Raw genomic sequence first — 20,421 nt, 5'->3', positions numbered from 1 at the left:
GGAGCGCCACCTCGGGCGGCGCTCCCGCGGCGGGCGCCGGTCAGACCGGGACGCACCAGTCCGCGTGGCCGGACAGCCGGCCGGACGTGGCGTCCTCGTAGGCCTGGACGACGGACTTGGTGACGGGCCCGCAGCCGGCGGCCGTCGTGGACCGGTCGTCGACGGACGCCACCGGGACGATGCCGATGGCCGTGCCGGTCAGGAAGATCTCGTCGGCCGTGTAAGCCTCGGCTCGCGCGATCCGGCGTTCGACCACCTCGAGGCCCGCGTCGGCGGCCAGGGTCAGCACCGTGGACCGGGTGATTCCAGGCAGGATGCCCTCGCTGACGGGGGGCGTGTGCAGGACGCCTTCCTTGACGAGGAAGAAGTTGGCCGCCGAGCATTCGGCGATGTGGCCGGTGTCGGTCAGCAGCAGCGCGTCGTCGTAACCAGCCCGCTGTGCGCCGATCTTGGCCATGCAGGAGTTGATGTAGGCGCCGGTCGCCTTCGCTTGCGGCGGGATGGCGTCCTGGTGGTTGCGCCGCCATCCGCTGGTCATCACCCGGCAGCCGCGCTCCAGCGCCTGCCGGTCCACATAGTCCGACCACGGCCAGGTGGCGATGGCCACGCGGACCGCCGAGAGGTCCAGCGAGACTCCCATGCTGCCGTATCCGAGGTAGATGTTCGGCCGGATGTAGCACGGCTGCGAGCCGTTCTCCCGGACGAGCGAGACGATCGCCTCCGCGATCTCCTCGTCGGTGTACGGGATCTCCATCATGTACACCCGGGCCGAGTTGCGCAGCCGGGCGATGTGGTCGTCGATCCGGAAGACCGCCACGCCCTCGGTGGTGCGGTGGGCGCGCATGCCTTCGTAGACGGCCCAGCCGTAGTGCAGGGAGGGCGTGAGGAAGTGCATGTTGGCGTCGTCCCAGGGGACGAACTCGCCGTCCATCCAGATGGACTTGGATCGGGAGAGGGTTACCACGAGGTCTCCTTGTCCGGCTTCAGCTGAGGCCGGCGGTGGGCAGCAGGTCTTCCATGCCGTAGTCGGCCGCCAGGCCGTACAGCCTCTGTCCCGTGCGGGGGTCCAGGGGGATGCCGTGGGCGGTGTTGTGGGCGGCCTTGATGCGCTCCGGATCGCCCGGGCAGCGCACCGGCTCGGCACCGGACGCGGGGCTTCGCCGCGTGTCGTCCACGAACGTCCGCATGCGTTCGTCGAACGCCTCGCGGCCCGCGAAGACGCTCGGGTCCAGGCACATCAGGAAGTGGGCCACCTCGCGGCCCTTGCCGTGCGGGGCGCTCTCGATGTGCTCCATCTCCCAGTCCAGCGGGGAGCCGGCGAGCACCGCCGTCATCAGGCTGACCACCATGCCCAGTCCCTGGCCCTTGTGCCCGGCGCCGAGGGGGGTGAGTGTGGCGACCTGGCCGGCGTCGACCGTGGGGCGTCCCGCGGCGTCGTTGGCCCAGCCCGCGTCCAGCGGTACACCCTGCCGTCCGCGTTCACGGATCTCGCCCAGGCACACCTGGCTGGTGGCCATATCCAGGACGAACTCGTGGTCCCCGCCGCCTGCGGCCACGCTGATCGGGTTGGTCCCGAGGTGTGCCTGGCTGCCGTTGAAGGGAGCCACCCGCGGGGAGCAGGACGTCATGACCCATCCGATCATGCCGGCCTTCGCCATCGCCCGGCTGTACACCGACGCCGCGCCGAAGTGGTTGGAGTTGCGCACCACCACGACGGAGACGCCGAACCGGGCCGCCCTGCGCACCGCCTCCTCGGCCCCCCGCAGGCCGGCCACGATGCCGAGGGCGGCGTCCGCGTCCAGGACCGCGGTGGCTCCCGTCTCCCGCACAACGGTGCAGACGGGCCGGGGATTCGCGATGCCGTGCTCGATGTCGCTCAGATACTGCGGAAGCAGCCGCAGACCGTGGGTGCCGATGCCCCGCAGCGAGGTCTGCACCAGCGCGTCGGCCACGGCGGCGCTGTCGGCGGGCCCCACGCCCGCGTCGGTGAGGGCTCGCGCGGCGATGCTCTCGGCGACGTCGGGGGCGATGCGGTACTCGCCGGCCGCCTGGCTGGCCTTGTCCATGAGTTCCCTTTTCGCTCCGGTCGGAAGGGTCACTGATAGGGGATTTCGCCGGACACCTTGACGCTCGACCAGTCGAATTCGATCTGGTCCAGCACGTCGAGGTCCTCGAACACCCGGTGCAGACCGCTGTAGTCGCGCAACAGCGCCTTGCGGCCGGCGCCCTGGACGTCGAGCAGCATCTCCTCGCCGCCCTCGACCCCGACCAGCTTCATGACGGTCTGCCAGGTGCCGTAGTCGTTCGCCGCGTACGCCTCGAGCGCGTCGCACAGGGCCCGCAGCAAAAACCGCTGCTGCTCCTTGTTGAGCTGGGGGTAGAGGACCTTGACCAGTTCGCCGTTGATGGACCCGTGGCAGACCTCGTCGTGCCGGTGCAGCCCGGCGAGGGCCAGGTTCATGGGCTGGATGCCGGGAGCCTTGGCGATCAGTTCGAGGTAGCCACCGATGCACAGTTCCGTGATGGTGGCGAAGGACAGCGTGAGGAGACTGCGCTGCCAGCGCTCCGGAGCCTCGGCGCTGAGCCGCATGTGCACCTGCGAGTAGTACGGCAGCGGCAGGTCGGAGTCCTTGTACGCCTTTCCGCGCCGCTTGCGGGTGATGCCGCTCGCGATGTGGTGCATGAGCGTGTGGTACTGCTCGTCCACCATGGACTGCATCAGGGATATCTCCAGCGCCTCACCCCACAGTCCGGGGAACTCTCCCTGGAGGATGAGGCTGAAGGCCGGGTTGACCACGCGCTGTTCGGAGAACATCGTGTTCCGGTTCAGCGCGATCATCGCCCAGCTCAGGATGTCCCCCTGGTCCTCGGGGGAGAGCGCCTGGTAGGTGGGGTGGTCCTTGAACGGGATGATCGTGTCCGGGTAGTCCGGCAGTCCCGGATCGAACAGGTCGAGCAGGTCGGGGTCGTCCCGCTTGACCGTGGCGCGCCGCTCCCAGTTGAGGGCGAGGCGCTGGATGACGGGGTTGTCCACGGCGTCGAAGAGCACGGTGCCGAAGGTTGCGCCGTTGTCTTCCTGGGGATCGGTGAAAGCCACTGGGGGGTTCCTCTCTGTTGCTGATCCGGGCCGGTGCGGGCCCGTTTCCCGCCTAGGCGCCGACGAAGAAGCGGGTCAGGTGCCGGCGCTGGTCGGTGTAGGAGCTGCGGCCGTGGAACATGCGGCGGTTGTCCCAGATCAGCAGCGCGTGATCGGGGATGAGTACCGGCAGGTGGTGGTTGTTGAAGAACTCGGTGCCGTGCTCGGCGAGGGCCACGCCCTCCTTCCCCAGCGGCAGGCTGTCCACGGAGACGTCCGCGCTGAGATCGGGCGTGTAGTCCGCGAAGGTGAGGTGGGTGTAGCTGAACCGGATCACCTCGGCGCCGTCCTCGTCGCGGGAAACCATCGCCTTGCGGACCGTCCACTCGGCCTCGCCGTTCTTCCCCTGCTTTCCGTAGGCGCCGGGGAAGTCGATTTCCACGTCGTACATCAATTCGCGCTCACGCTCGTTGAGGTCGGCCAGGAATTCCCGTCCGTCGCAGATCGTCGTGTGCCCGCCGCCGCATTGTGCCTGCGCGTGGCAGTACAGAGCCAGATACTTCGGAACGGGGTCCCAGCCCGGCGCCTCCGTGTGGACGAATATCTCCCGCGAGGTCTTCGAGTGCAGCAGATCCTCGAATCCCGGGGTGACCACGATTTCGTGGGACTTACGGCCGTCGTACTGCGGCAGGATTCCGCCCAGTCGGCTCAGCAGTTCCTCGGCGTTCTCGGCGGATCCCACGTTCTCGATGACGACGTATCCGTCCCGGTCGAGCACCGAGCGGAGTTCGTTGATGTCGCGCACGTCGGAGGTGGTCAATCGAATCACTCCTGAGTTCACTGTGAATGGCCGTCTTTGATCCGCCCGATGGCGCGCACGGTCCACGCGCCGGGCGAGACGCTCTCTCCCTGACCGCGCCGACGGGTGACCGGTGCCCGGAAGGCATGCCGGACACCGCCCTCCACCGGGTGTTCAGGGCGGGGCCGGGGGTACGGCGCCGGCGTGGGCGCGCCCGGGGACGTAGAAGTCGGTGGGGCGGCCCCGCGGCAAGGAGGTGGATCAGGCCGGTCCGAGGGAGGCGCGGGCTCCGTGGCCCATGGAACGGACCATGGCCGACTGCCCGGTATTTCTTGCCAACACGTCCCCCAACGTCTCTGCCTGATTGCCACGACGGGACCCGCCCAGGCAATTCCGGCCTGTCCCACTGCCAGAATTCTGCTCAATTCCGGGGCGGCTGGCCACAGCCGTTCGAGGACTATGTCAGGTTCACCGGAGCGCACGCGGGCCGGGTGGCAAGGCGTTTTCACGCCGGTCGGCGGGGACCTTCGCCCTGCTCAGTGAAACGTCGCTCCGGTCAGGTTGAGCAGGGGCTTGGCCTTGACGGCCGTCTCCTCGAATTCGGCCATCGGATCGGACAGCGCTATGACGGCTCCGCCTACGCCGTAGCGGATGCGGCCGGGAGTCACCACAGCCGTACGGATCACGACACTCAGGTCGGCCGCACCGGTCAGCGAGAAGTATCCGACGGCGCCCGAGTAGACACCGCGCGGCCCGGCCTCGAGCTTGTCGATGAGCCGCATGGTGCGGATCTTCGGGGCTCCGGTCATGGAACCGGGCGGGAAGGCGCCCCGCAGGCAGTCCACCGCGCTGCGGCCGGCGGCGAGTCGGGCACGGACCCGGCTCGTCAGCTGATGGACCGTCGCGTACGTCTCGACCTGGAAGAGATCGGCCTCGACCGAGCCGGTCTCGGCACACCGGCCGAGGTCGTTGCGCACCAGGTCGACGATCATCAGGTTCTCCGCGCGGTCCTTCTCGTCGGACCTCAGCTCCTCGGCCAGTGCGGCGTCCTGCTCCGGCGTCGCGCCGCGCGGGCGGGTGCCCTTGATGGGTCTCGACTCGGCCACTCCGTCCACACCGACATGGAGGAGGCGTTCGGGCGAGGTACTGAGGACCGAGAGCGATCCGAAACGGAGCAGTGCTCCGTAGGGGGCGGGGCTGTTGCGGCGCAGGAAGCGGTACCCCTGCCAGGGGTCCAGGTCGAGATGCGCCTCGGCCATGTTGGTGAGACACACCTCGTACGTCTCGCCCGCGGCGATCTCCCGCTGGCACTCGGCTATCAGGCCGAGGTAGGTGCGGCGATCGTGCCGCAGCCGCAGTTCGGCGTGCCGGGCGGGGGGCGGTGCCTCCCCGGCGCCCCGGCCGGCCAGTCCCTCCAGCTCCCGCCGTACGGAGAGCAGCCAGGCGCGTGCCGCCGCCTCGTCGTCGTCCGGCGTCAACGCCAGCAGGTGGACGGTACCGGTCAGATGGTCGAAGACCACCGAGCGGTCGGCGAAGACCATGACGGCGTCAGGGTCCTCCGACCGGTGCGCCGCGTCCCCGCCGCACTCGGCCTTCAGCTCGTACCCGAGGTAGCCCACCCAGCCCAGGGCGAACCCGAAGTCGAGCGGCGGCGCCTCGACTCGGACCGACCTCAGGTCACGGTCGATCCAGTCCAGGAACCGGCTGGTGACGATCCGTGTGGTCCCGGCGGACCGTACGGTCACGGTGCCCCGGTTCACATCGGCCTGCGCCACCCGGGCGAGCGGGCCAGACGCGTCCCCCATGACGGAGAAGCGGCCGGTGTCCGTGTCGGGCCTGCTGCTGTCCAGCCAGAAGGAGTACGGGCCGGCCCGGAAGAGGCGGTCGAAGGCGGTCTCGGCGTCGCACGGCGCCGGCAGGCGCTCCGTCAGTATGCGCAGGACACCCGGCTGTCGGCCGCCCTGGGCCGGACCGGTGTCCGGAGCCGCACCGGCGCCCGCGCCCGCGGTGGCGGCCGGTGCGGCGGTCCTGCCGGCGCTGAGCTCGACCCGCTCCCGGGGGCGGGTCGTCCACCAAGTCCTGCTCAGACCGGCGAAGTTGGCGATCAGATCGGGACCGTGCCGGGTCAGGACCGATTCGGGGTGGAACTGCAGGCCCCACATGGGCCGGCTACGGTGCTCGATCCCCATCAGCACCCCGTCCGGTGTCCGGGCGACGGCCCGCAGTTCCTCGGGCAGGCCGGTCACGGCCAGAGAGTGGTAGCGAACCACGTCGATGGGCGAGGGGAGACCGGTGAACAGTCCGGTGCCGTCGTGCAGGACGGGCGAGAGGCGCCCGTGTCTCGGCTCCGGTGCCCGGGAGACGGTGGCCCCGTGCGCCAGGGCCAGTCCCTGGTGGCCCAGACAGACGCCGAGCACGGGCAGGTCCGCGTGCTCGACGACCTCCCGGCAGATCCCGAAGTCGGCGGCGACCGCCGGATCGCCGGGTCCCGGCGAGATCACCACGTTGTCGAACGAGGCGAGCATTCCGCGGTGCCAGGACGGATCGTCGTTCCGGATCACCACCGGCTCGTGGCCGTTCACCTCCGCCAGGTAGTGGTGGAGGTTGTAGGTGAAGGAGTCGTAGTTGTCGACGAGCAGCGTACGCATGGTTGTTTCCCTAGGCCGTCCGGGAGGGCGTGCCCGGCTCCCCGCCGGGCCCGCCGAGGTGGCACGCCGTCAGGCGGTCGCCGTGATCTCGAGGAGCAGGTGCTCGATGCGCTCGTCGCCCTCCAGGAAGCCGCGGCGGTCCAGCAGGCGCAGCGTGCGGCCGCACTCCGCGGCCATCTCGTGGAGCAACGGGAGGTCGCCGCGGTCGCTGAACTGGAGCAGGGCCGACCCGCCCACCGCCAGCAGCCCCGGGGCATCGATCAGGTAGCGCCGGTGCGCCCGGTAGCCCGGATCGACGTACGCGCGCTCGTGGTCCGTCTCGTACCGGTAGTCGTCCGGCGCAAGGACGAAGTTCGAGTGCCAGTAGACGGTGTCGAAGCGCTCCGCACCGTCCAGTGCCTCGAACAGATCGCTGTGCACCGCTGTCACCCGGTCGGCCACCGAGTGCCGTTCGGCGTTGATCCGCGTGTTCCGCACGGCGTCCGGGTTGATGTCGGTGGCGACCACGCGTTCGCAGTCCGCGAGGGCGGCCGACACCGCGATGACCCCCGTCCCGCACCCGATCTCCAGGAACGACCCCTTCGGCCGGTACCCGGGCTCCTCGTCACCGACGAGACCGAGCACCTCGAGCGCCACCTCGGTCGTCGCCGAGAACGTGGGGGCGAACACACCACCCAGCAGGTCCCATTCCCTGTTCGCCAGTGTGAAGACTTCGGTCCTGTCCCCCCTTGCCAGCGCCTGCCTGCTGCGCTCGAGCGACCGCACATAGCTCTTCAGCTCCGCCATCCGACATCCCTTGTGACCCTGAGCGCCGTGCGCGCCGTCCATCCCCGTGGCTGCCATGGTCATCAGCTCCGGAGAGCTGCCGGAAGGTGCTCCCACCACAACGCTCACCCGTCGCGAGGGTGGCCGGAACACCTGCCCCAAGCCACAGCACGGTCCGCGCGTCCACTGGGGCAAAAAGTTCCTGAACGGCGCTTGACCTGCATGTACGATGAGGAAGTTCAGATGTTGGAATGCCTGCTGCAAGGGGCGCTTGGTGGATTCGGACGACACGGGCGCGGACCGGTGCGCGGACCAACCCGCGTTGGCCGTCCTCGAGCTTCTCGCTCAGGAGGCCCCGCACTGGCATTTCGAGGATCTGCTGCGGGAGGCCAGACAGCGGAAGCCCACGGAGCAGCGGATGGCCGGACTGCGGCAGGCCACACGGCTCGCCCTCGAGGTCCGTGCCTCGATGGACCGACAACGCAAACGGGAAGCCGCCCTCGCCGCCCTGGTCGACGTGGCCCAGGAGATGGCGGACAGCGGCCCCGACGCGCTGAAGGCGGTCACCCGCCGCGCCCGGCTGCTCCTGGACTTCGACATGGCCTACGTCAGCTTCCAGCAGGCGGACGGCAGTTCGTACGTGCACCAGACCGACGGTGAGACGACGGCGCTCAGCGTCGGCCTCACCATGAACAGGGGCATGGGCCTGGGTGAACTGGCCCAGCGCAGGCACGCTCCCTTCTGGACCCACGACTATCTCGCCGACGAACGGTTCGAGCACTCCCCGGACATCGACGAGGTCGTGCGGTCGGAAGGGCTCCACGCGATCCTCGCCGTGCCGATGGCCCAGGGTGAGGAGACCCTCGGGGCGCTGTACGGAGCGTCGCGGGCCATACGCCACTTCACACCCGACGAGGTGAGCATGATGCGGGCGCTCGCCAACCTGTCGGCCTCGGCGATCGCGTCGGCCCGGCGGCAGGAGCGGGCTGAGGCCCGTGCGGCCGAGGCGGAGCGGGAGGCGTACCGCCTCGAGTCCCGGCGGTCCAGGCTGAGTTCCTCCTGCGAGGTGCAGACCAGGCTCATGGAGCTGGTGCTCGACGGGAGCGACCTTTCGGACGTTCTCACGGCGGCCGCCGAGGCGCTGGGCGGCACCCTCTCCGTGCGGGACGGGCACGGCCGTACGCTGGCGGCCACCGGCCGGGTGCCCGCCATCGACGAGGCCACCACGGTCAAGGCGCTGGTGGACTCGCACGCGGGCGACGGACCCGTGGCCGTCACCGGAACCGTCTGGGCCGCGCGCCTCGGCACCGGTGCGACGGAGCCCGGTGTGCTGTTCCTGCGGGCGAAGGGCCCGCTCACGGCGGAGGACCGGCAGTTGCTGCGCTTCGCCGGCCAGGCCGTCGCCCTGGTGCTGCAGCGCCGGAGCATGGCGGCCGCGGCGGGACCCGTACGCGACGAGTACCTGGACGACCTCCTCTCCGCCGCGCCGCAGTCGTCCCGCCGGCTGGCCGAACGCGCCCGGCGGCTGAGGATCGATCCCGAGGCCGAGCACATCGTCCTGGTCCTGCGGCCCGAATGCGGCAAACCCGGCGAGGCCAGCGTCTGGGCCGCCTCCTACGCCCATCGGCACGGCGGCATACGGACCGTGCGCGGCGAGTCCCTGGTGCTGTTCCTGCCCGGCGTCGACGCCTCCACCGCCGCCCGCTCCGCCGCGCTCGAACTGTCCGCCGTCCTCGGCCACCCCGTCACGGGCGGAGCGGCCGGGCCGACCCAGGACCTCGGCTCGGTCAAGGAGCTCTACGAGGAGGCGCGGCGATGTCTGGACACCCTGACCGCCCTCGGCTGCACGGGCCGTACCGCGGCCGCCGGTGACCTCGGCTTCCTCGGGCTGCTGCTCTCCGACAACAACGATGTCGACGGTTTCATCTCCTCCGTCGTCGGTCCGGTCCTCGACTACGACGCCAGGCGCTCCACCGATCTCGTCGGAACGCTCGAGGCGTACTACACCTCCGGTGGCAGCCCGACCCGGGCCGCCCAGCAGCTGCACGTCCACACCAACACCGTCATGCGCCGGTTGGACCGTATAGCCGAACTCCTGGGCTCCACCTGGCAGGAGCCGGGCAACGCCCTGGAGATCCAGCTGGCGCTGCGGCTCCAGCGGGTCAAGGGGTCGATGCACCGCTAGCGCCCCTCCCCGGACGGCGCGGGTCACGACCACGGCGGCGCCACGCCGGTCCGGTGGCCCGCGAGGTCGCCCAGGGCGACGGCGGCCTGGGCAGCGGACGCGAGGGTGACGTGGCGGTGCCAGCCGCTGAAGGAGCGCCCCTCGAAGTCCTTCAGGCCGACGTCCTCCCCGACGTCCGTCAGCGCCCGTCCCGCTCGTTCGGCGAGCCGAGTGATCCGCGGCAGGCCGCCGACCGCGAGCGTGTCGGTGTTGGTGATCCAGCATCCGACCGGGGGGCGTTGCGGGTCATCCCACTCGCCGAGCAGGAGCAGGCCCGGGACGTTCCGGCCGGCGCCCGCCCGGCGCAGCCCGGGAAACCGCCCCGCGGTGCCGACCCGTACGGCGACCGCCCACGAGGCACGGCGGGCGGCGCCGGGACCGGCCGGTCCCGGCCGCTCGATCCGGCGGCGCATGCCCTTGGCCGCGGCCAGGATCTGCTGAGCGCCGTACGTCCTCCCGACGTACGGGGCCAGCGCCGGGTCACGCACCGTCAGGCGAGCGGATCCGCCGACCCGTGCGATCACCGGAACGCCCGCCTCGGTGAACCGGCCGATCGTGTCCGCGATCCGCTCGACGGGCACGTTCAGCACGACGGGCCGGGACGCCATCTGCCGGGCCGCCATGGGTTCCAGGACCGAGGCGGCCGCGCACTGCTCCCACGTCTCGGGGGCGACGGAGTCCGGTATGTCGGCCTGGCGGCGCCTGGTCCGGTCCCGCAGCCACGGCTCGGGCAGGAACAGCCGCCAGTTGACCGGCACTCCCAGGGCGTCGGACACGTGCCACGCGCCGAAGGCCCGCTGGCCGTGGAACGGCTGCTCCGTGCCAGGGTCCACGCCCTGGTGGACACCCACGGACTGGTCGCCGGCCTTGGGTATGGGCATCGGCTGCACCACCCACGCGTGCGGCGCGCTGATCTGCTGCAGATGCCCGGCCAGTGCCCGCCGCACCGGCATCCAGTTCCAGGTGGAGCTGCTGATGAAGTGGTGCAGGCCCTGCTCCATGGCCGCACCGCCGACATGGGCACCGATGTTGCGGATCGTCTTGCGCCCGTCGGCCAGCAGCAGGCCGCGCAGGTACAGCTCCCCCTTCCGGCGCTGGTCCCGCCGCGGGAAGGACGCGAACAGCGCGTCGGCCAGCTGCCGGACCGCCCTCTCCCGCGCACCGCCCGGGTGGCCCGGTACGGACCACCGGGAACCGGACGACGGGCACTCTGTCGGAGTCTCCTCGGTCTGAACGCTCACTGTGGTTCCTTCCGTTCGCCGTGCCCTGCCCACACTGGCCGCCGTGAGCTGCGCCGACGAGGTCGGCAGAGCCCCGCGTCCGCACCCGGGCACGGTTGCTCGGGCACCTGGCGGGCCGGTCGGAGGGGAGGGCGACGAAGGCCCCGGCCGGGAGGACCGCCCGCTGGAGGTGGCGGGGCCACACACCCCCGCGCGGGTCCCGGCCCGGCCGGGCACGGCACCGGGGACCTGCCCGTTTGATAACTTCGTCGCCGTGACAGTGGCGTTGATCGACTCAGGGCTCGGGCTTCTGCCCACGACCGGCTGGCTGCGGCATCTCGCCCCGCGGCTCGATCTGCTGCTGATGTCGGATCCCGAGGGCGCGCCCTGGGGGGCACGGACGGCGGCCTATGTCACGGACCGCCTGCTGGCCGCGGCACGGACGGCCGCCGCGCGGGGTGCGCGGGCCCTGGTGGTGCCCTGCAACACGGCGACCGTCACCGCGATCGACGTCCTGCGCCGTGAGTTCGAGCCGCACCTGCCCGTGATCGGTACCGTGCCGGCGGTGAAGCCGGCCGCGGCGGCGGGCCGGAGTGTCGCGGTGTGGGCAACCGTCCGCACCACGGGCAGCCGCTACCAGGAGCGGCTCATCGCCGACTTCGCGAACGGCACACCCGTGGCACGGGTCGCCTGCCCGGGTCTCGCCGAGGCGATCGACCACGGGGACACGGCCGCCTCCGACGCGGCGATCGCGGCCGCCGTCGAGCGCACCCCCGCCGACTGCGACGCCGTGGTCCTGGGCTGCACCCACTACCCCCTCGTGGCCCCGCGCATCCTTCAGCGGCTGCCTGCCGGGGTCACCCTGTACGACAGCGCCGAGGCGGTCGCCCGGCAGACCCTGCGCCGCCTCCAGCCGCTCACGGGCGCGGGGACGGCCTCCGGGGCGGACCGCGCGACGGGAGCCGTCGACGTGTGGCTCAGCGGCCGCCCCGGCACCCTGCCCGCGGCCGCCCTCGCCTATCCGGTCGGCCGGGCCCTGGCTGCCGGGACGGAGGTGCCTCGGGAAGGGCTCATGCCGGCCGTGTCCCGGCTGCCGCTGATCGCTCCGGCGAACTGAGTCACCAGCGGCGCCGGTCGGCCGCGTCGCCGGGCCGGCGCCGGCCCGGCGACTCACAACTCGGCGCGGACGGCCGCGGCTGCCTCCCGCGTGGAGAGCCTTCCGCCCAGGTCGGGGGTGACCCGGCCCTTGGCGATCACGGCCGTGACGGCGCGGCGGAGGGCGTCGGCCTCGGCGGTGAGGTCCAGCCGCTCGTAGAGCAGGGCCGCCGTGAGCACGGTGGCCAGCGGGTTGGCGACGCCCTTCCCGGCGATGTCCGGCGCGGTGCCGTGGACCGGCTCGAACAGGCCGAAGCCGGTTGCCGGGTTGAGGCTCGCCGAGGCGGCCAGGCCGAGTCCGCCGGCGAGGGCGGCCGTGAGGTCGCTGAGGATGTCGCCGTAGGAATTGTTCGTCACCAGGACCTCGAAGTCGGTGGGATCGCTGACGAGCCGCATCGCGGCGGCGTCCACGTAGAGGTGGGAGCTGTGCTTGCCGGGATGGCGCTCGGCGGCCTCGCGCCAGCACCGTTGCCACAGACTCCCGCCCGAGCGCACCGCGTTGGCCTTGTCGACCATGCAGACCTTCTCGGTAGCCACCGAGAAGGCGAAGTCGATGACGCGGGAGACGCCGTGGTAGGTGCTGATGTCGGCGTCCACCGCCGTCTCCCATTCGGTGGCCGCCCGCAGGGCGCCGCCTATCCCGCTGTACAGCCCCTCCGTGTTCTCGCGGACGACGACGCAGTCGATGGCCCGCCGCGAGGAGTCACGCAGGGGGCTGAGCCGGTCGTGCCACAGCTTGACGGGGCGGTAGTTGGCGTACAGGTCGAACTCGAGCCGCAGTCTGAGCAGGACGCCGCGCACGTAGTCGGTGCCGTCCAGCGAGGGATCACCGAAGGCGCCGAGCAGTACGGCGGAACTCGAGGCGATCCGTCGCAGGTCCGCCTCCGTCAGCGCCCGCCCGTGCCGCCGGTACGCGGGCGCGTTCACGTGGTCCAGCACGTCGAAGGAGAGCGGGGCGTCCAGCGCCTCCAGCGTGCGCAGGGTGCTTTCGACGACCTCGGGACCGATGCCGTCGCCCGGCAACACCGTGACAACCCTCAAGGGTGACCTCCGCGAAGATGGGCGCCGGCCCGGTGACCGGCGACGCGGCGCCGTCCGGATCCGTGCGAGGCCGGGGCGACGGTCCTGGAAAGCTAGCCGGGACGCGCCGGCCGCGCGCCGAACCTTGCGCCGGTCTTTCACCGGGGTGACCGGCACGCGGTGCCGGCCCGCCCCGCGTGCGGGCCGGGTCCGGGCACGACGAAAGGGCCGTCCGAGACTGCTCTCGAACGACCCTCGACCTGCTGTTCAGCAAGTCGGGACGACAGGATTTGAACCTGCGACCCCTTGACCCCCAGTCAAGTGCGCTACCAAGCTGCGCCACGTCCCGGTGCGCTCACTCGCGGTGACCCGCGTGATCGCGCGAACAGCACTTTACCCCACGTGCGGGGGTGCGCCGAAGAGGCCCCGGTGCGAGTGCCGGGACAATGGGTCGTATGACAGACGCGGGCACGACAGCGGGAGATCCGGCGGGCGGTCGGGACCGGGACGCGGACGGGCGGGCGCGCAACGCCCGGCCCCGGGACGGGCTGGGGCGGCCGCTGCCGTACGGGGCCGAGGGCGTCGAACGGCAGCCGGAGGGGGTCGTACGGACCGCGCGGGAGACGGTCGCCGAGGCGCAGGCGCTGCTGGACGCGGGCCGGCCCTTCCACGCCCACGAGGTGTTCGAGGACGCCTGGAAAGCGGGGCCCGAGGAGGAGCGCACGCTGTGGCGCGGTCTCGCCCAGCTCGCCGTGGGGCTCACGCACGCGGCCCGGGGCAACGTCACCGGCGGGGCGCGGCTGCTGCGGCGCGGTGCGGACGCGGTCGAGGAGTGGGAGGTCGCGCGGGGCGAGGACAGGCCCCACGGGATCGATCTGGCCCGGCTCGCCGTGTGGGCACGGGAGCTGGCCCGGCGGGTGGAGCGTGGGCCGGGGCCCGTCGACGCGGTGGCCGAGGCGCCTCGGCTGGTTTCCTGACCGCCTGTCCCCCGGCCGCCGCGGAGGCGGTGGGATCACTGTCAGTGGCATGCGGCAGACTCTGGGCGTGCGAAAGATTCATGTCATCGGTATCGGCGCGGGCGACCCCGACCAGCTCACCCTTCAGGCGGTCAAGGCGCTGCGGGGCACGGACGTGTTCTTCCTGCTCGACAAGGGCGAGGTGAAGAGCGACCTCACCCGGCTCCGCCGGGACATGCTCGACGCGCATCTGCCCGAGGGCGGGTTCCGGCTGGTCACGGCCCGTGACCCGGAGCGGGACCGCACGGCGGGCGGGACCGCGTACTCCCCGGCCGTGGAGGACTGGCGCGCCGCGCGCGCGGGCATCTACGAGCGGCTGATCACCGAGGAACTGGGCGAGGACGGCACCGGCGCGTTCCTGGTGTGGGGGGACCCGTCGCTGTACGACAGCACGCTCGGCATCCTCCAGGAGGTGCTGGACCGGGGCGCGGTGGAGTTCGAGTACGACGTGGTGCCCGGCATCAGCAGCGTCTCCTCCCTGGTGGCCCGGCACCGCACGGGACTGAACCGGGTGGCCCGGCCGGTGCAGATCACCACCGGGCGGCGGCTGGCCGAGGGGTTCCCCGAAGGGGTGGACGACGTCGTGGTGATGCTGGACGCGCACCAAACCTTCCGGCGGTACGCGGAGCAGGACATCGACATCTACTGGGGGGCGTACATAGGCACCCCGGACGAGATCCTCGTCTCCGGCCCGCTCGCCGAGGCCGGGCCCCGCATCGAGCGGGTGCGCGCGGAGGCCCGGGAGCGCAAGGGGTGGATCATGGACACGTATCTGCTGCGCCGGAACCCCGGGGAGAGCTGAGGCCCAGCCGTTCCAGTGCGCCGGCCACGTCGGGCACCACCGTGACACCGGCCGGTGGCGCGGGACGGCGTACGACGACCACGGGCAGCCCCAGGTCCCGTGCGGCCGTCAGTTTCGCGGCCGTCGCCTCGCCTCCGCTGTCCTTGGTGACCAGGACGTCGATCCGGTGGGCGCGCAGGAGGTGCGTCTCGTCGGTCACGGTGAACGGGCCGCGGGCGAGGAGCACCCGGGTGTCCTGGGGCATCGGCGGCTCGGGCGGCTCCACCGACCGGACGACGAAGCTCAGGTCCGTCAGGTGCCGGAAGGCGGCGAGTCCCAGGCGGCCGGTGCTGAGGAACACCCTTCGGCCCAGGCGGGGCAGCGCCTCGGCGGCCGCTTCGAGGGAGCGGACGAAGTGCCAGTCGTCGCCGGGCCCCGGCCGCCAGCCGGGGCGCCGCAGCACCAGGGCGCGGACACCGGTGGCCGCCGCCGCGCGGGCCGCGTTCGCCGTGATCGCCTCGGCGAAGGGGTGGGTGGCGTCGACCAGGACGTCCACCCGGTGCGCGCGCAGCCAGTCGGCGAGGCCCTCCGGCCCGCCGAAGCCGCCGATCCGGACCTCGCCCGCCACCGGTGCCGGCCGGGCGACCCGGCCCGCCAGCGAGCTGGTGACCCGGACACCGGGGTGTGCGGCGAGGTCCGCGGCGAGACGGCGGGCCTCGGTGGTGCCGCCGAGGATCAGGACGTGCGGGGACATGAGGGTGAGCGTACCGAGGTCGCTCGGGCCGGTCGGCCGCGCGGAGGGCTACCGTCGGGCCATGGAATCCGTGCGTGCCCTCCTGATCGACATCGACGGCGTCCTCACCGTCTCCTGGAAGCCGCTGCCGGGTGCGGTGGAGGCGCTGACGAGGATCCGCGGGGCCGGTCTCGGTGTGGTCCTGGTGACCAACACGACGTCCCGTTCCCGGGCGTCGATCGCGAAGACGCTGGCGGGGGCCGGCTTCGAGGTGGACGTGGAGGACGTGCTGACCGCGCCCGCCGCCACGGCCGTCCATCTCGCCGAGCACTACCCGGACGCCCGCTGTGCCCTCCTCAACAGCGGGGACGTGGGGGCGGACCTCGGTGACATCACCGTGGTCGACGACGACCGTGCGGACGTGGTCGTCGTGGGCGGTGCGGGGCCGGAGTTCGACTACTCGGCACTGAACCGGGCGTTCGGGCAGTTGCAGCGCGGGGCGCGGCTCGTCGCGATGCACCGGAATCTGTACTGGCGGACCGACTCCGGGCTGCAACTGGACTCCGGTGCCTTCCTGCTCGGCCTCGAGCGGGCGGCGCGGGTCGAGGCGGAGGTCACGGGCAAACCGTCCCGGGCGTTCTTCGAGGCCGCGCTGTCCCGGCTCGGCGCGGGTGCGGACGAAGCGCTGATGGTGGGCGACGACGTCGAGTCGGACGTTCTCGCGGCGCAGCGGGCCGGGATCACCGGGGTCCTGGTGCGGACGGGGAAGTACCGGCCGGAGACGCACGAGAACGCCGGCGGCACCCCCGACCACGTCGTGGACTCCTTCGCGGACGTCCCGGCGCTGCTGGGCCTAGCGCAGCAGTAGCTGCACACCGCCGACGACCGTGGCGGCGATCACCAGTTGTTCGAAGAGCCGCTGGTTGATCCTGCTCACAGCCCATTTGCCGATCAACGCGCCGGGCACGACGAACACCACGAGCGCGGCGTCGAGCAGCAGGGAGCGACCGTCGATCAGACCGAGTCCCGCGCTGAAGGGCACCTTGGACACGTTCACGATGAGGAAGAAGAAGGCCGACGTACCGAGGAAGCCGAGCTTGCGGAAGCCCGCCGAAAGGAGATACATCGACATCACCGGGCCGCCCGCGTTCGCGACCATCGTGGTGAACCCGCCCAGGACGCCGTACGAGCGCGCTTTCATCCGGCCGGCCCGGGTGGTGACGGCGTCCGGCTCGGCCTCCGCCTCGGCCCGGCGCCGCCGCCACAGCGTGACGCCGGCCATCAGCAGCAGGATCGCGCCGATCGAGGTCCGTACGACCGCGTCGTCGGCCCACAGAAGGAACAGCGTGCCGGCCACCACACCGGCCGCGACCGCCGGGAACAGCCGCCACAGCGTGGGCCAGTGGGCATGCCGCCGGTAGGTGAGCACGGCGAGCACGTCGCCGGCGATCAGGACCGGCAGCAGCACTCCGGTGGAGGCGCGGGCGGGCAGGACCGCGGCGAAGACCGCGAGGCTGACCGTGTTGGCCCCGCTGACGGCGGTCTTGGAGAAGCCCACCAGCAGGGCGGCGAGGGCGAGGGCGGCGAACCCCCAGCCGGATATGTGCCAGAGCGTCATCGTGTTCATACGGCGACCGATGCTATGTGCACGCGTCCGGCGGCGTATGGACCGTCCCACGGCGCGGTCCTGCCGCGCGGTGACCCGGGGGCGGTTCAGCGGCAGGCGTCGGGCGCACGGAGTTGCCGTGCCGCCCCCGTCGCCCCCGCCGAAGCCCTGCCAGTGCCCCTCGACGCTAGTGCCTCTCGACCAGCACGGCGCTGCCCTGCCCGACGCCGACGCACATGGTCGCGAGCCCGCGCTCGGCGCCCGTGCGCCGCATCCGGTGCAGCAGGGTGGTGAGGATGCGGGCGCCGGAGCAGCCGAGCGGGTGGCCGAGGGCGATCGCGCCGCCGGTGGGGTTCACCAGGTCGGGGTCGATGCCCAGTTCGTCGACGCAGGCGAGGGCCTGGGCGGCGAACGCCTCGTTGAACTCGGCCTCGCCCAGGTCGCCGATGGTCCAGCCGGCCCGGGCAAGGACCTTGCGGGTGGCGGGGACCGGGCCGATGCCCATGACGTCGGGGTGGACACCCGCCGAGGCACCGGCGACGTACCGGCCGAGGGACTCCAGGCCAAGATCGTTCAGGGCCTCCTCGCTGACCAGCAGCAGTCCGGCCGCACCGTCGTTCATCGGGGAGGCGTTGCCCGCAGTGACCGTGCCGCCCGCGCGGAACACCGGCTTGAGGCGGGACAGCTTCTCCAGCGAGGTGTCCTCGCGGACGCACTCGTCCCGGTCGACGGTGATGCCGTCGGGGCGCTCCACTGGCAGGAGTTCGTCGTCGAAGTGGCCGTTCTTCCGGGCGGTGGCGGCCAGTTGGTGGCTGCGCAGGGCGAACTCGTCCTGGCGGGCGCGGGAGACGCCGTACCGTTCGGCGACCTCCTCGGCCGTCTCGCCCATGGCCAGCAGGCCGTGCAGGTCCTTCATGGCGGGGTTGACCAGGCGCCAGCCCAGTCTGGTGTCATGGGTCTCGATGCGGTGCGGCAGGGCCTCGTCGGGGCGGGGCAGAACGAAGGGGGCGCGGCTCATGGACTCGGAGCCGCCCGCGAGCACGATGTCGGCCTCGCCGGCGGCGATGGTGCGGGCGGCGGCGGTGACCGCCTCGAGGCCGGAGGCGCAGAGCCGGTTGACGGTGGCGCCGGGCACGGACTCGGGCAGGCCGGCGAGCAGCGCGGCCATCCGGGCGACGTTGCGGTTGTCCTCGCCCGCCTGGTTGGCGGCGCCCCAGTAGACGTCGTCGATGCGGGCCGGGTCCAGGGCGGGCAGGTCCGCCACCAGCCGGCGGATCACGGTGGCCGCCAGGTCGTCGGGCCGCACAGTGGAGAGGGCTCCGCGCAGCTTGCCGATGGGGGTGCGGCGGGCGGCCGCGAAGTGGACGGGACGCACGGCTGGGACTCCTGACCGACGACGTTGTGGATCAGCACGGACCGGGGTCCGTTCGGCAGCACTCTTAATTAGCACTGCTAGTTTTGGACTATAGCCCGACCGCCCGCCCCCTGGGAAGATCCCCCCGTGAGCCGCGCCGAACCGGCTGGAGGAGACATGACCGACGTCCGCGAGCACGACCTCGGCGGCATCGCCGTGACCGAGTGGCCGAACCCGGAGCCGCGGTACCTGGCCATCGTGGTGCACGGTTACGGGGAGCACGTCCGCCGGTACGACGAACTGGCCGGCGTGCTCACCGGGCACGGGGCGGCCGTGTTCGGCCCCGATCACGTCGGGCACGGGCGGTCGGCCGGTGAGCGGGTGGTGATCGAGGACTTCGATGACGTGGTCACGGACGTGCACCGGGTGGCGGCCCTGGCCACCGCCGCGCATCCCGGACTGCCGCTCGTCATGGCCGGCCACTCCATGGGCGGTCTGATCGCGGCCCGGTACGCCCAGCGGTACGGCTCCGGGCTGAGCGCGCTGGTCCTGTCCGGGCCGGTGATCGGCGCCTGGGAGCTGCCCGGGCGGCTGCTCGCCCTGGACGAGATCCCGGACACCCCGATCAGCCCCGCCGCGCTCTCCCGCGACCCCGCCGTGGGCGCCGCCTACGCCGCCGACCCACTGGTGTGGCACGGCCCGATGAAGCGGCCGACGCTGGAGGCCTTCACCCGGACCCTGGACGCCGTCGACGAGGGCGGGGACGTCGGGCCGTTGCCGGTGCTGTGGCTGCACGGGGACGACGACCGGCTGGTGCCGCTGCCGGGCAGCCGGGCCGGCGTGGAGCGGCTCAGCGGCGGACGGCTGACCGAGCGGATCTTCGCCGGAGCACGGCACGAGGTGTTCAACGAGACGAACCGGGCGGAGGTCTTCGCCGAGCTGATCCGCTTCCTGGACCGGGTACTGCCCCGCTGATCAGGCACGTTTGCCCCGGCATGCGCCGGGCACCCGCATCGTCGGACGTGACACCACGAAGCCGGATGTCACGGCACCGAGCCGGACGGAACGACATCGACCGGCACGTCACGGATGAAGACGACAGAAGGAGAGAACCGCGTCATGACCGTGGTGAAGAGCACGCTGTCCGACGAGGCGCTCAAGATCACGGGCACCGCCCTGCAGGACACCCTCGTGGACCTGCTGGGTCTGTCACTGATCGGCAAGCAGGCTCACTGGAACATCGTCGGGCCGCGGTTCCGCTCGATCCACCTCCAGCTCGACGAGGTGGTCGACACCGCCCGGGCCCACTCGGACACGGTCGCGGAGCGCGCCGCCGCTCTCGGCCTGCCGCCGGACGGGCGACCCGAGACCGTCGCCGCGGCCCTCGCCCTGCCCGGCACCAAGGAGGGCTGGCTGCGCGACACCGAGGTGGTGGCACTGATGGTGTCGGCCCTCGAGTCGGCGATCGGCCGGCTGCGGGAGCGCATCGCCGCGACCGACGAGCCGGACCCGGTCACCCAGGATCTGCTGATCGCCATCACGGCCGACCTGGAGAAGCAGCGCTGGATGTTCGAGGCCGAGAACTGGCCCCTCGACGGCAAGTGATCCGGCACCGCCCGACGCTCGACGGCCGGCCCGCCGCGGGTGAGCCGGCCCCGCACCCGGAAGGGAAAACCATGGCGGACGCAATCGAGATCGACGCGCTGTGGGAGGACTTCCACCGCGTGGTGAACATGACCTCGGCGGAACTCGCCTCCTGGCTCAGGGTCCGGGACGCCGACGAGGAGGTCGAGCCGCTGCCCGACCGGGCGGGCTCGCCCACCGGGCAGCACGTCCTCGCCATCCTCCAGAAGCGCCGCACCGACCTGACCGACGACGACGTGCAGGTGATGCACAGGGTCGTCGACACCGTCGGTGACCTGGTGGACATGGAGAACGAACCCGAGCCGGAGCGGACGCCGGAGGACACCCGCCGCCGGCACCGGCTGATGACGCTGGGGCACGACCCCCTCAAGCCGTAGGAC

Annotated in this window: 19 protein-coding genes and 1 tRNA gene; 8 read left to right on the top strand and 12 right to left on the bottom strand. The window is 72.0% G+C overall.

Features of this window, described 5'->3' with window-relative positions:
* Positions 1-40 precede the first annotated feature (40 nt).
* The 6 genes from ACZ6B1_RS01950 to ACZ6B1_RS01925 form a co-directional block, all read right to left on the bottom strand.
* Entirely contained in the window at positions 41-964 is a 924-nt protein-coding gene (locus tag ACZ6B1_RS01950) for a branched-chain amino acid transaminase (protein ID WP_468774020.1), read from the bottom strand.
* 19 nt (positions 965-983) lie between these two features.
* Entirely contained in the window at positions 984-2,066 is a 1,083-nt protein-coding gene (locus ACZ6B1_RS01945; protein ID WP_468774018.1) for an Ldh family oxidoreductase, read from the bottom strand.
* A 29-nt stretch (positions 2,067-2,095) separates the two neighbouring features.
* Positions 2,096-3,097: a diiron oxygenase gene (locus ACZ6B1_RS01940; protein ID WP_468774016.1), complete on the bottom strand. Its 1,002-nt coding sequence runs from the start codon at positions 3,095-3,097 to the stop codon at positions 2,096-2,098.
* A gap of 52 nt (positions 3,098-3,149) precedes the next feature.
* Positions 3,150-3,896 carry a TauD/TfdA family dioxygenase gene (locus ACZ6B1_RS01935; RefSeq protein ID WP_468774014.1) on the bottom strand — a complete coding sequence of 249 codons (747 nt, stop codon included), beginning with the start codon at positions 3,894-3,896 and terminating at the stop codon, positions 3,150-3,152.
* A 515-nt stretch (positions 3,897-4,411) separates the two neighbouring features.
* Positions 4,412-6,523 (bottom strand): aminodeoxychorismate synthase component I, encoded by a 2,112-nt coding sequence (gene pabB / locus ACZ6B1_RS01930; protein ID WP_468774012.1) that lies wholly within the window; start codon positions 6,521-6,523, stop codon positions 4,412-4,414.
* 69 nt (positions 6,524-6,592) lie between these two features.
* A complete protein-coding gene (locus tag ACZ6B1_RS01925) occupies positions 6,593-7,309 on the bottom strand; it encodes a 50S ribosomal protein L11 methyltransferase (protein ID WP_468774010.1) in 717 nt (238 codons plus the stop codon).
* 253 nt (positions 7,310-7,562) lie between these two features.
* Between ACZ6B1_RS01925 and ACZ6B1_RS01920 the strand changes: the two genes are divergently transcribed.
* The gene (locus ACZ6B1_RS01920) at positions 7,563-9,473 is read left to right on the top strand and encodes a helix-turn-helix domain-containing protein (RefSeq protein WP_468774008.1); all 1,911 of its coding nucleotides are present in this window, start codon (positions 7,563-7,565) and stop codon (positions 9,471-9,473) included.
* A 23-nt stretch (positions 9,474-9,496) separates the two neighbouring features.
* Here ACZ6B1_RS01920 and ACZ6B1_RS01915 read toward each other — a convergent pair whose 3' ends face one another.
* Positions 9,497-10,648, bottom strand: a complete 1,152-nt coding sequence (locus ACZ6B1_RS01915) for an IS701 family transposase (protein WP_468775997.1) — start codon at positions 10,646-10,648, stop codon at positions 9,497-9,499.
* Between the two features lie 358 nt (positions 10,649-11,006).
* On the opposite strand from ACZ6B1_RS01915, the gene ACZ6B1_RS01910 reads away from it, so the two are divergent.
* Positions 11,007-11,849, top strand: coding sequence for a glutamate racemase (locus tag ACZ6B1_RS01910; RefSeq protein ID WP_468774006.1), 843 nt, complete (start codon positions 11,007-11,009; stop codon positions 11,847-11,849).
* A gap of 53 nt (positions 11,850-11,902) precedes the next feature.
* Here ACZ6B1_RS01910 and ACZ6B1_RS01905 read toward each other — a convergent pair whose 3' ends face one another.
* Entirely contained in the window at positions 11,903-12,928 is a 1,026-nt protein-coding gene (locus ACZ6B1_RS01905; protein ID WP_468774005.1) for an isocitrate/isopropylmalate dehydrogenase family protein, read from the bottom strand.
* Between the two features lie 254 nt (positions 12,929-13,182).
* A tRNA-Pro gene (locus ACZ6B1_RS01900) sits at positions 13,183-13,256 on the bottom strand.
* Positions 13,257-13,362: 106 nt separating this feature from the next.
* Here ACZ6B1_RS01900 and ACZ6B1_RS01895 point away from each other — a divergent pair.
* Together ACZ6B1_RS01895 and cobF are read left to right on the top strand one after the other, a co-directional pair.
* Positions 13,363-13,884, top strand: a complete 522-nt coding sequence (locus ACZ6B1_RS01895) for a DUF309 domain-containing protein (RefSeq protein WP_468774002.1) — start codon at positions 13,363-13,365, stop codon at positions 13,882-13,884.
* 67 nt (positions 13,885-13,951) lie between these two features.
* Entirely contained in the window at positions 13,952-14,725 is a 774-nt protein-coding gene (cobF, locus tag ACZ6B1_RS01890) for a precorrin-6A synthase (deacetylating) (protein WP_468774000.1), read from the top strand.
* Here the strand turns inward: cobF and ACZ6B1_RS01885 are convergent.
* Positions 14,682-15,458: a cobalt-precorrin-6A reductase gene (locus tag ACZ6B1_RS01885; RefSeq protein WP_468773998.1), complete on the bottom strand. Its 777-nt coding sequence runs from the start codon at positions 15,456-15,458 to the stop codon at positions 14,682-14,684. The genes cobF and ACZ6B1_RS01885 overlap by 44 nt on opposite strands.
* 61 nt (positions 15,459-15,519) lie before the next feature.
* Between ACZ6B1_RS01885 and ACZ6B1_RS01880 the strand changes: the two genes are divergently transcribed.
* Complete coding sequence (locus ACZ6B1_RS01880) at positions 15,520-16,305, top strand: TIGR01458 family HAD-type hydrolase (RefSeq protein ID WP_468773996.1); 786 nt, start codon at positions 15,520-15,522, stop codon at positions 16,303-16,305.
* Here the strand turns inward: ACZ6B1_RS01880 and ACZ6B1_RS01875 are convergent.
* Together ACZ6B1_RS01875 and ACZ6B1_RS01870 are read right to left on the bottom strand one after the other, a co-directional pair.
* On the bottom strand, positions 16,291-17,064 hold the full coding sequence (locus tag ACZ6B1_RS01875; protein WP_468773994.1) for a sulfite exporter TauE/SafE family protein: 774 nt from the start codon (positions 17,062-17,064) through the stop codon (positions 16,291-16,293). The genes ACZ6B1_RS01880 and ACZ6B1_RS01875 overlap by 15 nt on opposite strands.
* A gap of 166 nt (positions 17,065-17,230) precedes the next feature.
* Positions 17,231-18,418: a thiolase family protein gene (locus ACZ6B1_RS01870; RefSeq protein WP_468773992.1), complete on the bottom strand. Its 1,188-nt coding sequence runs from the start codon at positions 18,416-18,418 to the stop codon at positions 17,231-17,233.
* Positions 18,419-18,574: 156 nt separating this feature from the next.
* On the opposite strand from ACZ6B1_RS01870, the gene ACZ6B1_RS01865 reads away from it, so the two are divergent.
* The 3 genes from ACZ6B1_RS01865 (at position 18,575) to ACZ6B1_RS01855 (ending at position 20,418) form a co-directional block, all read left to right on the top strand.
* On the top strand, positions 18,575-19,372 hold the full coding sequence (locus ACZ6B1_RS01865; RefSeq protein WP_468773990.1) for an alpha/beta hydrolase: 798 nt from the start codon (positions 18,575-18,577) through the stop codon (positions 19,370-19,372).
* 144 nt (positions 19,373-19,516) lie between these two features.
* Positions 19,517-20,002, top strand: coding sequence for a Dps family protein (locus ACZ6B1_RS01860; RefSeq protein ID WP_468773988.1), 486 nt, complete (start codon positions 19,517-19,519; stop codon positions 20,000-20,002).
* A gap of 71 nt (positions 20,003-20,073) precedes the next feature.
* The gene (locus ACZ6B1_RS01855) at positions 20,074-20,418 is read left to right on the top strand and encodes a DUF3140 domain-containing protein (RefSeq protein WP_468773986.1); all 345 of its coding nucleotides are present in this window, start codon (positions 20,074-20,076) and stop codon (positions 20,416-20,418) included.
* Positions 20,419-20,421: the final 3 nt, after the last annotated feature.

Source organism: Streptomyces sp. NPDC041129 (genome assembly GCF_055592265.1).
Note: the sequence above shows the minus strand (reverse complement) of the source record. Positions and strands in the feature narration are given on the sequence as shown.